The organism is Nakamurella flavida, from assembly GCF_030811475.1.
Taxonomy (GTDB): Bacteria; Actinomycetota; Actinomycetes; order Mycobacteriales; family Nakamurellaceae; genus Nakamurella; species Nakamurella flavida.
In genome coordinates this window covers 2213790-2229612 of the sequence record NZ_JAUSQV010000001.1, presented here as the reverse complement: position 1 = coordinate 2229612, position 15823 = coordinate 2213790, and the positions used below count along the sequence as shown (strand labels likewise).

The 15823-nt window shown below is 73.2% G+C and carries 14 protein-coding genes and 1 pseudogene; 9 read left to right on the top strand and 6 right to left on the bottom strand.

Annotated elements, in window-relative coordinates; translation table 11 throughout:
* Positions 1-76: 76 nt before the first annotated feature.
* Both J2S58_RS10020 and J2S58_RS10015 read right to left on the bottom strand, forming a co-directional pair.
* The gene (locus J2S58_RS10020; protein WP_370881865.1) at positions 77-1153 is read right to left on the bottom strand and encodes an MBL fold metallo-hydrolase; all 1077 of its coding nucleotides are present in this window, start codon (positions 1151-1153) and stop codon (positions 77-79) included.
* 136 nt (positions 1154-1289) lie between these two features.
* Complete coding sequence (locus J2S58_RS10015) at positions 1290-2534, bottom strand: serine hydrolase domain-containing protein (protein WP_205258033.1); 1245 nt, start codon at positions 2532-2534, stop codon at positions 1290-1292.
* A gap of 215 nt (positions 2535-2749) precedes the next feature.
* Here J2S58_RS10015 and J2S58_RS10010 point away from each other — a divergent pair, with 215 nt between their 5' ends.
* A complete protein-coding gene (locus tag J2S58_RS10010; RefSeq protein WP_306827929.1) occupies positions 2750-3502 on the top strand; it encodes a DUF4232 domain-containing protein in 753 nt (250 codons plus the stop codon).
* 12 nt (positions 3503-3514) lie between these two features.
* Here J2S58_RS10010 and idi read toward each other — a convergent pair whose 3' ends face one another.
* From idi to J2S58_RS09990, 4 genes are read right to left on the bottom strand one after another with little or no spacing between them, the layout of a single operon-like run.
* On the bottom strand, positions 3515-4138 hold the full coding sequence (idi, locus tag J2S58_RS10005; RefSeq protein WP_205258035.1) for an isopentenyl-diphosphate Delta-isomerase: 624 nt from the start codon (positions 4136-4138) through the stop codon (positions 3515-3517).
* Positions 4135-5238, bottom strand: coding sequence for an NAD(P)/FAD-dependent oxidoreductase (locus tag J2S58_RS10000; protein ID WP_205258036.1), 1104 nt, complete (start codon positions 5236-5238; stop codon positions 4135-4137). The genes idi and J2S58_RS10000 overlap by 4 nt, the downstream gene beginning before the upstream one ends.
* Positions 5235-5756, bottom strand: a complete 522-nt coding sequence (locus J2S58_RS09995) for an isoprenylcysteine carboxyl methyltransferase family protein (RefSeq protein ID WP_205258037.1) — start codon at positions 5754-5756, stop codon at positions 5235-5237. Before J2S58_RS09995 ends, J2S58_RS10000 begins: the two co-directional genes overlap by 4 nt.
* Before the next feature lie 31 nt (positions 5757-5787).
* Entirely contained in the window at positions 5788-6852 is a 1065-nt protein-coding gene (locus J2S58_RS09990; protein ID WP_205258038.1) for a type III polyketide synthase, read from the bottom strand.
* 97 nt (positions 6853-6949) lie between these two features.
* Between J2S58_RS09990 and J2S58_RS09985 the strand changes: the two genes are divergently transcribed.
* The 8 genes and pseudogenes from J2S58_RS09985 (at position 6950) to J2S58_RS09950 (ending at position 15789) form a co-directional block, all read left to right on the top strand.
* Positions 6950-7804 carry a UbiA family prenyltransferase gene (locus J2S58_RS09985; RefSeq protein ID WP_205258039.1) on the top strand — a complete coding sequence of 285 codons (855 nt, stop codon included), beginning with the start codon at positions 6950-6952 and terminating at the stop codon, positions 7802-7804.
* A gap of 206 nt (positions 7805-8010) precedes the next feature.
* Positions 8011-9354 carry an ABC transporter substrate-binding protein gene (locus tag J2S58_RS09980; RefSeq protein ID WP_205258040.1) on the top strand — a complete coding sequence of 448 codons (1344 nt, stop codon included), beginning with the start codon at positions 8011-8013 and terminating at the stop codon, positions 9352-9354.
* On the top strand, positions 9351-10319 hold the full coding sequence (locus tag J2S58_RS09975) for a carbohydrate ABC transporter permease (RefSeq protein ID WP_205258041.1): 969 nt from the start codon (positions 9351-9353) through the stop codon (positions 10317-10319). Before J2S58_RS09980 ends, J2S58_RS09975 begins: the two co-directional genes overlap by 4 nt.
* Before the next feature lie 52 nt (positions 10320-10371).
* Positions 10372-11244, top strand: coding sequence for a carbohydrate ABC transporter permease (locus J2S58_RS09970; RefSeq protein ID WP_205258042.1), 873 nt, complete (start codon positions 10372-10374; stop codon positions 11242-11244).
* A 286-nt stretch (positions 11245-11530) separates the two neighbouring features.
* Entirely contained in the window at positions 11531-12400 is an 870-nt protein-coding gene (locus tag J2S58_RS09965) for a pepsin/retropepsin-like aspartic protease family protein (RefSeq protein ID WP_205258043.1), read from the top strand.
* Positions 12401-12450: 50 nt separating this feature from the next.
* Positions 12451-13086: a hypothetical protein gene (locus J2S58_RS09960; protein WP_205258044.1), complete on the top strand. Its 636-nt coding sequence runs from the start codon at positions 12451-12453 to the stop codon at positions 13084-13086.
* A gap of 3 nt (positions 13087-13089) precedes the next feature.
* The gene (locus J2S58_RS09955; protein WP_205258045.1) at positions 13090-14406 is read left to right on the top strand and encodes a threonine/serine exporter family protein; all 1317 of its coding nucleotides are present in this window, start codon (positions 13090-13092) and stop codon (positions 14404-14406) included.
* Positions 14407-14471: 65 nt separating this feature from the next.
* Positions 14472-15789 (top strand): annotated as a pseudogene (locus J2S58_RS09950) (ATP-dependent 6-phosphofructokinase).
* Positions 15790-15823: the final 34 nt, after the last annotated feature.

Below are 15823 nucleotides of genomic sequence, written 5' to 3'. Positions count from 1 at the left end.
GCGGGCGCGGCGGGATCGGCCCGTGACGCGACGGGCGGCCCCGCCCGCCCGCCCGCCCGGCGTCGGCGACAGCAGCTCAACTGAGCGGGGCCCACCAGGGCTCGACGGGCAGCGGCTCGGCGACGACGACGCGCTGACCGGGGCGGGGGGCGACGATCCGCACCGGGGAGGCGGCGGAGCGGGCGGCGACCTGCAGGCGCTCGATCGGCTCGGCCCAGGAGTGCGCGGCGAGGTCGAACGAGGCCCAGTGGATCGGCAGCAGGAGCTGACCGCCCAGATCACCGTGCGCCCGGACGGCCTCCTCGGGGTCCATGTGGATCGACGGCCACTGCGCGCCGTACGCGCCGATGGGCAGGATCGTCAGGTCGAACGGGCCGTGCTGGGCGCCGATGCCGGCGAAGGCCGGGGTGTAGCCGGTGTCGCCGCCGAAGAACACCCGCTCCTGCGGGGAGGCGAACACCCAGGACGCCCAGAGGGTGGTGTTGCGGCGCAGGCTGCGGCCGGAGAAGTGACGGGATTCCGTGCAGGTGTAGGTGATCTCGCCGATGGTGACGCTCTCGTTCCAGCCGAGCTCGTGGATGCGGCTCTCCGGGACACCCCATCCGCGCAGGTGCTCGCCGATGCCGGTGGGCACCAGGAACGGGGCGCGTTGGGTGCGCAGCAGGGTGCGGACCGCGGCCAGCTCCAGGTGGTCGTAGTGGTCGTGCGAGATGACGATCGCGTCCACCTGCGGCAGCTCGACCAGGGCGAGCGGCATCGGGTGCAGCCGGGCCGGCCCGACCACCTGCGACGGGGACACCCGCTCCTGCCAGACCGGGTCGGTGAGGATGCGGGCCCCGCCCAGTTCGACCAGCGTCGACGCGTGCCCCAGCCAGGTCACCGCGAGCGGGCCGACCGGTCCGTCGAGATCCGGCCGGGCGAGTGGGATGTCACCGTTCGGGCGGCCGACGGAACCCCGGGTGAGCATGGTCTTCAGCAGCGTCGGACCGGATCCGGGCACCATCACCGCGGTCGGCAGGGTGTTGCGGAACGCGCCGTCACGGAACTCCGGCGACCCGGCTGCGGCCCGGGCGATGCGCCTGCGGGAGGCCCCGATGGCCGGCAGCACACCCCAGCAGGCCCGGATCAGCCAGACCGACGCGACCACCAGCAGGGTGGTGCGCGGCCGACGCCGCAGGAACAGGGTGGTCACGAGGCTGCTGATGGTCGTCAGGAGACGAGGCGGGGTCACGGTCTTAGTGTGGCAGGGGAGCGGCCGCAGCCTCCCGTGGACGGCGCGGATCGGACGGTCAGCCCGGCCCCAGGGGATGGTCGGGTGCGACCGCTGCGGCGATGGCGCGCAGGACGGGCAGGCTCGGGTCGCCGGCCACTCCCTGCTCGTCCCAGGCGTCGGGGGTCAGGGTGGTGACCAGGGCGATGGCGATGCGCTCGGACGGCAGATAGGCCATCGCCCCGCCCTCACCGGCGAAGTTCTTGCTCTGGGCGATCCAGTCCCCCAGCAGCAGCACCCCCATGCCGTACGTGCGGTCCGCCGTCAGGGGGCCGCACACGGGGCACTGCGGGGTGCGTTCGCCCACCCCGACCAGCCGCTTGCCCACCTGCTCGGCGAGCAGCGCGGGGGTCACCAGCGCGCCGGAGCCGATCGCCTCGGCCGTGGCAGCGAGATCGACGATGTCGGTGCTCTGCACGGCGCCGGTCGCGGTCGTCCAGGACGGGTTCCAGTACGTCGCGTCCTCGGTGAACGGTGTCCCGGCCGGTACCCCCAGGAAGGCCCGGCGCTCGGAGGTGTAGCTGTGCAGCACCGGTGGCGGAATCTGCGCGGTGTCGGCCGACGAGGTGTTCCGCAGGCCGAGGGGCCCGAGGATCTCCTCGTCCATCACCACGTCCAGCGGCTCGCCGGTGATCCGGGTGATCACCTGGCCGAGGATCAGGTAGTTGGTGTACGAGTAGCCCCAGTTGGTGCCGGGCTCGAACATCAGCGGCTGTGACGTACCGATGGCGATGAGCTCGTCGTCCGTCCACTGCCGGAAGGGGTCGGCGTCGGTGCCGTCCAACACCTCGGGTCGGTAGACGTAGTCGGCGTACCCGGACGTCATGGTGGCGAGCATGCGGACCGTGATCCGATCGGCGTGCGGCAGGCCCGGCAGCCAGCGGTCCAGGGTGCCGTCCAGGTCGAGCTCACCCCGCCCGGCCAGGATGGCCAGCAGCGTGCCGATGTAGCTGAAGGCCACCGCCCCGTTGCGGAAGTGCATGTCGGTCGTGGCGGGCACGCCGGTCATCGAGGTGCCGACGGCGCCGGTCCACACATCGCGGCCGTCGACGGTGACCCGGACGATCGCCGCCTGCAGATCGTGGTCCACGACCGCCTGCTGCACCGCCGCGGCCACCGCGTCACGGGCGCCACCCAGGCGGTCGTCCAGGACGGGGGAGGCCGGGGCGACCCCGGTCGTCATCACCGAGACAGCGGTCCTGGTGGCCGGTGGACGGGCCACCGGGGTCACCCCGCTGCAGGCGGTGACGGCGAGCAGAGCCACCGCGACACAGCCGAGTCGGGTGGATCGTCGCCGCGCCGGCATCCTCACCCGTGCCCCCCCGGTCGTGGTCGGGCAGTTCCTCCCGGTGGGGCCCTGCCTCGTCCACTCTGACGCGGCTCCGGGGCCGGAACCATGGACCTGGGTCCTGTGCCGACCGAGACCGACGGGATCGGTGCCGGGCCGGCCGGCGTCAGCTCGTACCCGATGATGACCCGATGGCCGCGCACCCCGACCCGACCCCCAGCCGTCCGCAGGTCCGGCTTCGCGGCCGCATCGCGGTCGGCCTGCTGGCTGCGGCCGTCCTGTCGGCCGCCGGGTGTGCGGGCCCGACGGCCCCCGTGCCCGCCGCGTCGAGCAGCGCGGTCATCGCGACCCTGCCAACCATGGACGTGTGGACCACCCTCACCGGCTCGGCCCTGACACAGCCATCCGACCCGACAGTGCCGACAGTGCCGTCCGTACCGACCGAGCCGGGGGTGTCGGAGATCGTGGTGGACCGGTGCGCCGACGGCGGTGTGCCGGTCGTCGTCGACGGCCGGGACGCCGCGATGGGTCAGCGGTTCATCCTGCTCACCGCGCTGAACTGCACCGACGCGCCGGTGGTGCTGGACGGTGTCCCGGCGGTCGATTTCCTGGCGGAGGACGGTCAGCGGTTCGACATCACCGCCGAACCGGGGACGGTGGGCGAGACGGACGGCCGGGCGACCACGGCCCCCGTCACCCTGGCCCCCGGGGCGGCCGCCGGCACCACGCTGAGCTGGCGGAACCTGACCGAGTACGACGGTCCGGAGACGGCGGAATCGATCGTCCTCACCCTGGGCGAGGGTCTGCCGCCGGTGACGGTCGAGTTGACCGTCGACCTGGGCACCACCCACCGCGCCTTCGTCAGCGGGTGGAGCGCGAACGATCCGGCCTACCCCGCGCCGGTCACGGTGACCGTCACCACCACGGCGACGCCCACCGGCTGAGCCGGCCGGCGGTCAGCTGCGCAGGGCCGCGGCGGGCAGGTCGGCGGGGTCGGCGGTCGGCCAGCTCAGCGGGTCGGGGCCGAGGGCGGCGAGCTGGTCGACCTGCAGCGCCCCCCAGGGGGACAGCGAGTCGTCGGCGAGTTCGACCGCGGCGACGAACTCCGGCCACGCCTGCCACCAGGTCTCGTCGACCTCGGCGGGATCGGGGCGCACCGGGGTGCCCTCGGGCACCACGGCCCGGAACACCGGGCACAGCTCGTTCTCCACCGTGCCGTCGGCCATGACGCTGCGGTAGCGGAACCGCGGCAGCAGCAGGTCGACCCGGTCCACCTCCAGGCCGAGCTCGGTGGAGAGTCGGCGGAGCACCGCGTCGGCGATGGGTTCGTCCGGTCCGGGATGGCCACAGCACGAATTGGTGCGCACACCGGGCCAGGTGATCTTGGCGGCGGCCCGGCGGGTGACCAGCAGGCGTCCGGCGGTGTCCAGCACGTAGCAGGAGAACGCCAGGTGCAGGGGGGTGTCGGTGGTGTGCACGCCGGCCTTGTCGGCGACGCCGGCGAAGGAGCCGTCGGGTGCGCAGAGCACCACCTGCTCGGGTCGGGCGGTGGTCAGGGACGGCGGGGACGACAGGGTCATCTCGCTCCTTCCAGGTGGTGCCATCGGGTGCGGGCGGATGTGGTCCGCCCGCCGTCGGAGTGACCGGCCAGGGCGTCGACCACCCCGCCGAACACGGCCGGCAGGGCGGACGCGGCCGGCACCAGCGCCCGGCGGACCGGGGTCACCCGGCTCGCGGCGAGCAGACCGGCCGTCAGCCAACGGTAGCGGCGGGTGGCGGCCGTCCACGCCGCCTCGTACTCCTGCGGTCGGTCCCGGGCCAGGCAGTCGACGGCGGCGGCCGCCCCGGCCAGGGCCACGGCGATGCCCTCGCCGGTGAGCGCGTCGACGTACCCGGCGGCGTCGCCGACCAGCAACACCCGACCCGCGACCCGGCGGCGGGCCCGCTGGCGCAGCGGTCCGGCGCCGCGCACCGGCGTCCCGGGGACGCCGGCCAGCCGGTCGGCCAGGGAGGCGAACGCGGCGAGGTGGTCGTCGAAGCTCCCCCGGACGCCGGACAGCACGGCCACGCCGACCTGGCCGGGTCCCACCGGGGTCACGTACGCCTCGGCGTGCCGGGACCAGTGCACCTCGACCAGATCCGTCCAGGGGGCGACCGGGAAGTGCCGGCGCAGTCCCCACCGGGGGGCGCCGCGGACCGGTGCGTCCAGGCCGAGCCCGCGGCGGACCGGGGAGTGCAGGCCGTCCGCGGCGATGAGATAGCGCGCCCGGATGCCGGCGACGGTGACGCCGTCCGCGTCCTGGGTGACGGGCCCGGCGGTCGCCCGGTGCACCTGGACGCCGCGGTCCTGCGCGGCCGTGGAGAGCGCGGCGGCCAGGTCGGTGCGGCGCACCCCGGCGCCCGGACCGGCGCGGAAGCGGGCCTCCGCGCACGATCCGGACGCGAGATACCGGATGCCGGCGATCGGCTGCCCCGTGACGGTGACGCCCAACCCGCGCAGGCCGGCCAGCGCACCGGGCATCAGCCCCTCCCCGCAGGCCTTGTCGATCGGTGCGACCCGCGGGTCCAGCACGGCGACCCGCAGGCCGCGGGCCCGGGCGTGCAGGGCGGCGGCCAACCCGGCCGGACCGGCCCCGACGACCAGCACGTCGGTGTCGAACCGTCGGGCCGGCGTGCTCACCGGGTGCCCGACGCGGACGCCAGGGCCGCGTTCTCCCGGGTGATGCGGGTGTACAGCAGGGCGGCGTTGGCCACCGTGAACACCGCGGCGGTGATCCACGCGCTGTGCACGAGCGGCAGAGCGATCCCCTCGATCACCACGGCCACGTAGTTCGGGTGGGTGAAGAAACGGTACGGCCCACCGGTGACGAGCGGCAGGCCGGGGATGACGACGATCTTCGTGTTCCAGCGGGGTCCCAGGGTGGTGATGCACCACCAGCGCAGCGCCTGGGAGGCGACGACCAGGGCCAGCATCGGCCAGCCCAGGGCGGGGACGAACGGACGGTCGGCCACGGTGACCTCGAGCAGGCAGCCGAGGAGCAGGCCGGTGTGCAGCACGACCATGAACGGGTAGTGGCCGCTGCCCACCTCGATCCCGCCGCGCCGCCGGGACCAGGCCAGATTGCGCTTCGAGACGACGAGCTCGGCCAGGCGTTCCAGCCCGACCAGGGCGATCAGCACCAGGTACGCGGTGGTCACCGGCCGCTCCCGGCCGACCGGCGGGCGCCGCTCACCACGTCAGCAGCACCAGCTCGGAGCAGAAACCGGGACCCATGGCCATGAGCATCCCGGGGGTGCCGGGCGTGGGCGACCGCTTGGCCAGGGTGTCGCGCAGGACGTGCAGCACGGACACCGACGACAGGTTGCCGACCTCGGCCAGCGATCGCCAGGTCATCTCCAGGGCGTCCGGGGGCAGACCCAGCTCGTCCTCGATGGCCTCGATCACCTTCGGGCCGCCGGGGTGCGAGACCCAGGCGCCCACCTCCGGGACGGACAGGCCGTGCTCGGCGAGGAACCCGCGGACGTCGATCCCGAGGTACTGCTTGACCAGCACCGGGACCTGCGCGTCCAGGACGATGGTCAGCCCGCGGGCGCCGATGTCCCAGCCCATGGTGCGGGTGGTGTCCGGGTAGAGATGGCTGCGGCTGTCCAGCACCCGAGGCCCGGTGATGTCGTGCTCGCGGGCGTAGTCGGCGCCGACGGCCACCACCGCGGCGGCACCGTCGCCGAACAGTCCGCTGGCGACCAGGTTGGCCACCGACCGGTCGTTGCGCTGCACGGTCAGCGAGCAGAGCTCGACGGCGAGCAGGACGGCGACCTGGTCGGGCCGGCCCAGCAGGTAGTCGTGCAGGCGGGCGATGCCGGCGGCGCCGGCCACGCAGCCCAGCCCGAACAGCGGCACCCGCCGCACGTCCGGCCGCAGGCCCACCCGGGCGGCGATGCGCGCCTCGAGGGAGGGGACGGCCAGTCCGGTGACCGTGGTGGAGACGATCAGGTCCACCTCGGACGGGGCGATCCCGGCCTGCTCGAGAGCACCGAGCAGGGCCTGGGCGCCGAGCTCCTCGGCCACGGCCAGGAAGGCGTCGTTGGCCTCGGTGAAATCGGCGAGCCCGGCGTACCGCTCCAGCGGCAGGGCCAGGTGCCGGCTCTCGACCCGGGTGTTGGTGTGCAGGCGCCGCACCACCTCCTGGTTGCCGTCCGGCCCCAGGCAGATGTCGGCGAACGTCCGGGTGATCTCGGCCTGCTCGTACCGGTGCTCGGGAAGGACGCCGTGCACGGCGGCCAGGATCGTCATGGACTTCACCCTACGGCGGTACCCCCGATCGGGGAGGGCGTTCAGACCCCGATGGCAGGACCGGGGCGGACAGCGGGCTCGACCTAGCATGACGGCCATGTCGTCCCGCCCGGAATCCGTCCACCCGCGGTCGGTCGTCCGGGCGTTGGCGCTGTCCTGCCACCCCGTCCCGACCGTGGCGGTCACGGCGGTGGGCACCGGTCTGGCCGTGCTGGCCGGGCTGTCGGCGGGCCGGGTGGCTCTCGTCGGTCTCGCGGTGCTGGCCGGTCAGCTGTCCATCGGGTGGTCCAACGACCGGATCGACGCGGCCCGCGACGCCGCGGTGGCCCGGGCGGACAAGCCGGTCGCGGCCGGCGCCCTGCCCCTGCGTCAGGTCGAGATCGCCGCCGGCGCAGCGGTCCTCGTCTGCGTCGCGGTCTCGCTGCTGCTCGGCCCGCCCGCTGCCGTCGCCTCGCTGCTCGTGGTGGTCTGCGGGTGGGCCTACAACCTCGGGCTCAAGGCGAGCGTGCTCTCGTTCCTGCCGTACGCGGTCGCGTTCGGGACGCTGCCGGCGGTGGCGACGCTGGCGCGGCCGGACCGGGTGCTGCCCGCCGGGTGGGCGATGGTGGCCGGCGCCCTGTTCGGGGTGGCCGCCCACCTGGCCAACGTGCTGCCCGATCTGGCCGCGGACCGGGCCACCGGGGTGCGCGGATTCCCGCACGTGCTGGGGGCACGGATCTGCGCGGTCCTCGCTCCCGCTCTGCTGTTCGTCTCCTCGGCGGTCGTGCTCTTCGGAGCGGGCCGCACGGCCGGGTGGGCCTGGGCGGCGGCCGCGGTGCTCGCCGGGGTGGCGGTGGCCGGCGCGATCGCCGGGTACCGGCGGCCGACCAGCCCGTGGTTGTTCCGGTGCCTGATCGTCGTGGTGCTGGCCGATGTGGCCCTGTTCGCGGTGTCCGGGGGGTCCCTCGTCTGAGCGGGCGCATCCCCGGGGGCTGCATCCACCGGGGGGCACCTGCCGGTATCTCGTCGGTTGTGCACCGGACGACGACACGGGCCCGGCCGGTGTGAGTGGCGGTCCTGCGGGGAACACCGCCGCGGACGGGGTGCTCGCCCGACCCGCCCGCCCCCGTACGCGTCGACCGGGGCCGGGACACGCATCGCAGAGAGACAGAGGACGACATGCTGAACTCCGACATCACGGCCCTGCGGGCCGGCCTGGACCGGCGCCGCTTCCTCGGCCTCGCGGGCGCCGTGGCCGGCGGCACCCTGCTCGCGGGCTGCGGCGGGTTCTCCACCTCCGGCAGTTCCGACGCCACGCCCACCAGCGGCGGCGCGCAGACCCTGTCCTTCACCACCTGGGGCACCGAGGCGGAGCTGACCGGGTTCCGGGCCGCGATCGCCCGGTTCGAGCAGGCCAACACCGGGGTGACCGTCGCGCTCAACGCGGTGCCGTACGAGCAGATGTTCACCAACATCGACGCCCAGCTGCAGGCCGGGAACCCGCCGGACGTCTTCCGGGTGCCGTACTACACCTTCGGCGGGTACGCGGGCCGTGGCCAGCTGCTCGACCTCACCCCGCACCTGGAGGCGAACTTCGGGGACCGCTTCACCCCGCAGGCCTGGGCCGCGGTGCAGAACGGCGGCAAGCCGTTCGGCGTCCCGCACCACACCGACACCTCGGTGATCCTCTACAACAAGGACGCCCTGGACTCCGCGGGCATCACGTCGGTGCCGACCGCGCTGGACCAGGCCTGGACGTGGGACGAGCTCGGCCAGGTCGCCACCACCCTGCGCGCCGCGCTGCCGGCCGACAAGTACCCGATGGCCTACAACTGGCAGGGCAACGGCGTCACCCGCTGGTTGAGTCTGCTGTTCCAGTCCGACGGCCGCTTCCTGGCCGACGACCTGATCACCCCGGCCATCGACTCGGACGCCGGCCGGGCCGCGCTGGACTTCAGCAAGAGCTTCTTCACGCAGAACTGGGTGCCGGCCAACAACTCGGTCAAGTCCACCACATATGCCAGTGACACCTGGTACAGCCAGACCGCGGCGATGACCTGGGGCGGGGCCTTCCTCATCCCGGACGCCACCTCCACGCTGGACTTCACCTGGGGCGCGACCTTCGCCCCGCGGAACGCCCGTGCCGGCAGCGACTTCGGCGGCAACGCCCTGGTCGCGACCGCGGCCACCCCGCGGGCCGAGCTGGCCGCGGCGTTCCTGTCCTCCCTCACCGAGGCCGACCCGATGCGGGACTTCTGCGCCGGGGCCTCGCTGCTGCCCACCCGCGGCGATCTGGTGGAGAGCGGGATCGAGTTCGCCGTGCGGCCCGAGCTGTCACCGGTCTTCGTCGGGCAGGCCTCGGCCGTGCAGGCGCAGGACGCCGGCCAGGTCGCGTCCCCGTCGATGCCCGGGATCATCACCGTGCTGAAGGACCAGCTGGAGAACGCGTTCGTGGGCGGGCAGAGCACCGACGACACCATCGCCGCGCTCACCGCCGGCATCGCCGCGGCCACCGCCCGGTGACCTCGCCGGTCACCACCGCCGCGGCCACGGCCGTGGCGGACCCGGCGGGGACGCAGCCGGCCGGCGGCGGTCGTCGCGCCCGGCGTCGCACCTCGGGCGGGGCGGGGGAGACGGCGGCGGGGTACGCCTTCCTGACCCCCACGCTGATCCTGCTCGGGGTCTTCGTGCTGCTCCCGCTGGGCGGCGCCGTCGTCACCAGCCTGCAGCGCACCAACGGGTTCGGGTCCGGATCGTTCGTCGGGCTGGACAACTACGCGCGGTTGGCCACCGACTCGTTGTTCTGGCGGTCCACGCTGAACACGTTCCTGTTCACGGTGATCGTCACCCCGGTGGCCATGGCCATCGGCCTGGGCGCGGCGGTGCTGCTGAACACCGTGTTGCCCGCCCGGGGGCTGCTCCGCTCGATTCTGATCCTGCCGATGGCCATCTCCGGGGTGGCCACCGCGCTGATGGGCCTGCTGGTGTTCGACGAGAACAACGGCCTGCTGGACAAGCTGCTCGGGTTCGTCGGTCTGCCGACCGTCCCGTGGCAGTCCGGCGGCACGGCCGCGTTCGCCTCCGTCGTGCTGGTGACCCTGTGGTGGCGGCTGGGTTTCAACATGCTGATCTACCTGGCCGGCCTGCAGGGCATCAGTCCCGAGGTGTACGAGGCGGCCAAGCTCGACGGGGCCGGCGGCTGGCAGCGGTTCCGCTACATGACCGTCCCGCTGGTCGGCCCGTCCACCTTCTTCCTGCTGATCATGAACGTCATCTACTCCTTCCAGGTCTTCGACCTGATCTTCGTGATGACCGGCGGCGGGCCGCAGAACGCGACGTCCGTGCTCGTCACCTACGCCTACGACACCGGGTTCGTCACCCGGGACCAGGGGTACGCGGCCGCCATCGGGGTCGTGCTGCTGGTGCTCATGCTGGCCTTCACCGCGGTGCAGTGGAAGACCAGCCGGACCCGGGACCAGGTGGGATGATGTTGCAGCTCAACGGGCCTCGTCCCGCTCCGGCGCACGCGCGGGGTCTGCGGTGACGCGCCCCGCCGTCCTGGACCGGGCGCCGGAGGCCCCGGCCCGGCGTCGCCCCACCGAGCGGCGCTGGATGTGGCTGCGGCTGCTGATCGCGCTGGTGATCGCCGTGATCATCCTGGTCCCGTTGTACTGGATGGTCGTCGTCGCGTTCACCAGTCGCGCGGAGCTGCTGGGCGGGAGCTTCCGGCTCTGGCCCCGGGCGCTGACCCTGGAGAACTTCCGCCGGGTGTTCGACAACTACCCGGTGGTGGCCTGGTTCGGGAACTCGGTGGCCATCGCCGCGGTGGTCGCGCTGATCTCGGTGACGGCCAGCATGCTCGGCGGGTACGCGTTCGCGCTCCTGCGGTTCCGCGGATCCTCGACCCTGTTCCTGGTCATCCTCTCCACCCTGATGATCCCGGTGCAGGTGATCATGGTGCCGCTGTTCAACCTGGTCACCGGACTCGGCCTGTACGGCAGCTACTGGGCCGTCATCCTGCCCACCGCGGGCTCGGCCTTCGGGGTGTTCCTGGCCCGCCAGTTCATCATCGCCATCCCCCGGGACCTCATCGAGGCGGCCCGGATCGACGGCGCCGGCCACGGCCGGGTGTTCTGGAGCGTGGTGCTCCCGCTGTGCAAGCCGTTGCTGGCGGTGTTGTTCTTCATGAACCTGCTGCAGACCTGGAACGACTTCGCCTGGCCGCTGATCGCCCTCAAGGAGAACGCGCTCTACACGCTGCCCATCGGCCTGCTGTACCTGCAGGGCCAGTTCGGGTCGGACTACGGCGGGACGATGGCCTTCGCCCTCATCAACGTGGTGCCCATGGTGGTCGTCTTCCTGGCCTTCCAGAAGTACTTCGTGCAGGGTTTCGCCCGGAGCGGCATCCGCTGACCTGGGCCGATGACTCATCGTGAGCACACATGGCTCAGCGCATCCTTGATCCATGCGTATCGGCCGCCCCGCCCTGATCCTGCTCCCCGTGCTGCTGGCCGGGTGCGCTGCTCCGGCCGCCACCTCCGCCGGGTCTGCCACAGCGGCATCGTCCTCAGCGGTGTCGTCCTCAGCGGTGTCGTCCTCAGCGGTGTAGTCCTCAGCGGTGTCGCCGGCGGCGTCGTCCACGGCGGGATCGGCGTCGGCGTCGGGGACGACATCGACGGTGGCCCCGAGCGGGTCGACGGTGTCCCTGCCCCTGACCACGCACGACGACAAGGGCATCTCCTTCACGGTGGACATCTCCGTCGGCGGCGGGGCGCCTTTCCCGGTCCTGCTCGACACCGGGTCCACCGGGCTCTACGTCGAGCAGGGCGTGGTCGGCTCGGCCGTCACCACACCCTCGCCCGCGCAGAACTTCTCCATGACCTACGCCAAGGGTCAGCTGACCGGCACCCTGCAGAGCGCGGTCGTCGACCTGGGGGGTGTGTCGACGAGCGGGCCGGTGACCTTCGGGACCTACGCCAGCGGGTCGGGCAACAGCAGCTTCGGGGTGGCGGCGAAGGGCATCCTGGGTATCGCCGCCGGTTCGGGCGGGGAGAACCCGACGGTGATGGCCGTCCAGGGGCTGCTCCCGGCTCCCTACGACAGCGGGTCCACCCTGACCGGTGCCCAGCTCGGAGGTTCCCCCGGGAGCTGGGTGCTGGGGCCCGTCGCGGCACCGGCTGCCGGCGCCGTCCAGGTGCCGTTGACCGCGGAGGGTTCCGGCGGCGGGGTCACCGGCTGGGGCAAGGACGTCACCCTGTGCTGGGCGTTCAACCAGGGCACGAGCACCTGCGGAGCCACCGACCTGGACTCCGGGGCGGGTTCGGTGCTGCTGGGGGAAGGCAAGCCCGGCGTCCCGGCCGCCTCCGAGACCCTCACCGACGTGGCCATCACCACCCCGTCGGGACAGGCCGTGTGGTCCTTCGCCCCGGGCTCGTCGACCGTGCAGACCGAGGTGATGACGCTGGGCGGCGCGACGGTGTTCAACACCTCCAACCACATCTACCTGGGCCGCACCATCGCCTTCGACTACGTCGGGGGAACCGTGACGATCGGACCGGCCTCCTCCTGAGCCGCCACCGCACCGGGGGCTGACGGGGCCGGGCAGTACCGTCCTCGGTCATGGGACCTGAGCGTCGGCGATCGCGGACCTTCCTCGTGTTCGACGGGGCCATCGCCGGGTTCGGCACGGCCAGCGGGACGCGCCTGGTCATCGGGATGTGGCCGCGTTCGCCGTTCGGGTCGGTCACCGACGTGATGATCGAACGTGGCGACGGGCACCGGATCCTGCTCGCCCCCACCCAGGAGCTCGCCGATTTCATCGCCGCCACCTACACGTTCGACGAGGTCCGGGTGACCCCTGTACGGCGCGGCCTGGAGGGCCGGCGCTGGGACGTGGTGGCTCCCGAGCTGGCCGTCGCCTTCCGGGTCGGCCGCCGGGCGCCGTTGGGCACCGCGCTGCAGCTGGTGCCGCGCACGCTGTCCCGGACCCGCTGGTGGACCAGCGCCATCGACCCGGTGGCCCGGGTGGCGCTGTCCGGGGTGCGCACCCGGGGGACCGCCGGTGGCGGGCGGCGGGAGTGGTACTCCGCCACCGATCTGCACCGCCTGGAGGGGGTCTCGGCCAACTTCGACGGCGAGGACCTGGGCGAGATCCGACCGGTCGACCCACCGGTGCACTTCGGGTTCGGGTCGACCCCGCCCGAGCCGGCCATCACCCGGTTGCGGACCACCATCGACCTGGGGCGGGCGGGCTGAGGGGTGGCCGGCGAATGGGTCGGCCGGTGGCGCGACCAGGTGGCCGAGACGGTGCGGGCCCTGGGCCCGGAGGACACCCAGCCGTTGCCGCGGCTGAGCCGCGAGCAGGTGCCGCCGCCGCGTGAGCTCGTCCTGCTGCTGCGTGCCCTGGGGGTCGCCCTGCTCAACAGCACCGAGTCGGCGTCCACGATCACCACCACGCTGGAGGACATCGCCGCCGCGTACGACGTCGACGCCCAGGTGCTGGTGCTGCCGACCGGCATCCTCTTCCGGATCGGCCGCGACGAGGTCGACCTCGCGGCGGCGCCGACCACCGCGCTCCGGCTGGACCAGATCGCCGGCATCGAGGACCTGGTGGTCGTCCTGCAGCGGGCCGGGATCAGCCCGGCGCAGGGGCTGTCGCAGCTCGAGCAGATCCTGGCCGCGCCACCCCGGTTCGGCGTCTGGGTCGGCGTGATCGGGCAGACGCTGCTGAGCCTGGGCTTCGGACTGCTGCTGAACCCCGAGCTCGACGCCCTGCCCGCCTACATCGCGCTCGGCCTGTTCGTCGGGTTGCTCCGGCTGGTCGCCGCGCGCTGGCCGACCCTGTCGGTGGCGTTGCCCGTGGTGGCGGCCCTGCTGGTCACCGTGCTCACGGTGCTGCTCGTGGTCCCGCTGGTCGGTGACGACCCGCTGCGCCTGGCCACCCCGGCGCTGGTCAGCTTCCTGCCCGGCGCCACGCTGACCATCGCCACCATCGAGCTGGCCACCGGGCAGATGGTGTCCGGGGCGAGTCGGCTGGTCTGGGGGGTCTCCCAGCTCCTGCTGCTCACCTTCGGTGTCTTCGTCGGGCTCAGCCTGGTCACCGTGCCCGCGGCCGGTCCGATCGACCGGCTCGGTGCCTGGGCGCCGTGGGTCGGGGTGCTCGTCGTCGGCGTCGGGTACCTGCTGTTCTCCTCCGCGCCGCGCGGGTCGCTGGTGTTCCTGTGGGTGGCGCTGGTCGCCGCCTACGGCGCCCAGGCGCTGGGGTCGGTGCTGCTCACCGCGCAGCTCTCCGGGTTCGTCGGCGGACTCGTCCTGGTGCCGTTGACCCAGGCTCTGTCCCGGATCCCCTACAGCCCGCCGGCCGCGGTGATGATGCTGCCCGCGTTCTGGCTGCTCGTGCCCGGCGCCCTGGGTTTCCGCGGGGTCTCCGAACTGGCCAACGGGCTGGGCGCCGGGTACGTGGTGGCCACCGCGATCTCCGTGTTCGCCATCGCGCTCGGCGTCCTGGTGGGCACCTCGCTCACCCGGGACGTGCAGGCCGTGCGCCGCAGCTGGCGGCCCCGCCGCGCCGGCTGATCCCGATCACGCACTGGTGACCCCGCGGACACGCGGCAGTCACGGCCCGGGTCCACCCTGGCCCGATGCCCACCCTCGGTGACCTGCAGGTACGGCGGCTCGGCGAGTGCACCCACGACTCCCCGCTGGCCAGGTACATCGGCGGCCGCCGCACCAACGAGCACTACGTGGACGAGGACGACCGTGTCCTGATGGACGACACCCTGTCCCTGCTCATCGCCCACGGACTGCCGCTGGACGAGGTGCCGAGTCTGGAACCGGGCGGGCCGCGCCGACGGCTGTTCTTCGCCCCCGGTGCCACCCGGGTCGCCGTGGTCACCTGCGGCGGGTTGTGCCCCGGCCTGAACGACGTGCTGCACGGTCTGGTCCAGGAGCTGTGCAACCACTACGGCGTCGCCCAGGTCACCGGGTTCCGCCACGGGTTCGCCGGGCTGGTGCCGGCGCTCGGGCACACGCCGCTCACCCTGACCCCGGCCGGGGTGGAGAAGATCCACGAGCAGGGCGGGACGATCCTGGGCAGCTCCCGCGGCGCCCAGGACCCGGAGGTGATGGTCGACCGACTCGTCGAGCTGGGCATCGACATCCTGTTCGTGGTCGGCGGGGACGGGTCGATGCGCGGCGCGTCCGGGATCGCCGGGGTTCTCCGGGCACGGGACCTCCCCATCGCGGTGATCGGCATCCCGAAGACCATCGACAACGACATCCCCTACATCGGGCAGAGTTTCGGCTTCCAGACCGCGTTCACCGAGGCAGCGAGGGCGATCACCGCGGCTCGGGTGGAGGCGCAGGCCGCGGTCAACGGGGTGGGTCTGGTCCGGCTGATGGGGCGGCACTCCGGGTTCATCGCCTGCTACGCGGCGCTGGCCAACCACGACGCCGATTTCGTCCTCGTCCCGGAGGTGCCGTTCGGGCTGGCCGGGGAGAACGGTCTGCTGGCCGCCCTGCGGCGCAAGGTCGCCGACCGTGGCCATGCCGTGGTGGTGGTCGCCGAGGGGGCGGGACAGTCGCTGGTGCAGGCGGAGCGGGCGGCGGACGCGTCCGGGAACGCCGGACTGGGCGACATCGGGCGGTTCCTGCAGCGGGCGATCACCGACGACTTCGCCGCCAGGGATGAGGAACTCACACTCAAGTACCTGGATCCGGGCTACCAGATCCGGTCGATCCCGGCCAGCGCACGATTCGGTGTACTGCGTGCGGCTGGCCCAGGCCGCGGTGCACGCCGGTATGGCCGGACGCACCGACATGGTGGTCGGCCGCCGGCACAACCGCTTCGTGCACGTCCCCATCGCGGTGGTCGTCGCCGAGCGCAACGAGGTCGCCCCCGACGGCGATCTGTGGTTGTCGGTGCTCGAGTCCACGGCGCAGCCGCTGGAGTTGCGCTGACCCCGTCCGGATCTCGCCCGGGGGATGCCGAACG

Bases quoted from the DNA above. Each gene is read 5' to 3' on its own strand.
- J2S58_RS10010 (WP_306827929.1), top strand. From the start codon at position 2,750: ATGGCCGCGCACCCCGACCCGACCCCCAGCCGTCCGCAGGTCCGGCTT.
- idi (WP_205258035.1), bottom strand. From the start codon at position 4,138: ATGACCCTGTCGTCCCCGCCGTCCCTGACCACCGCCCGACCCGAGCAG.
- J2S58_RS09990 (WP_205258038.1), bottom strand. From the start codon at position 6,852: ATGACGATCCTGGCCGCCGTGCACGGCGTCCTTCCCGAGCACCGGTAC.
- J2S58_RS09985 (WP_205258039.1), top strand. From the start codon at position 6,950: ATGTCGTCCCGCCCGGAATCCGTCCACCCGCGGTCGGTCGTCCGGGCG.
- J2S58_RS09980 (WP_205258040.1), top strand. From the start codon at position 8,011: ATGCTGAACTCCGACATCACGGCCCTGCGGGCCGGCCTGGACCGGCGC.
- J2S58_RS09960 (WP_205258044.1), top strand. From the start codon at position 12,451: ATGGGACCTGAGCGTCGGCGATCGCGGACCTTCCTCGTGTTCGACGGG.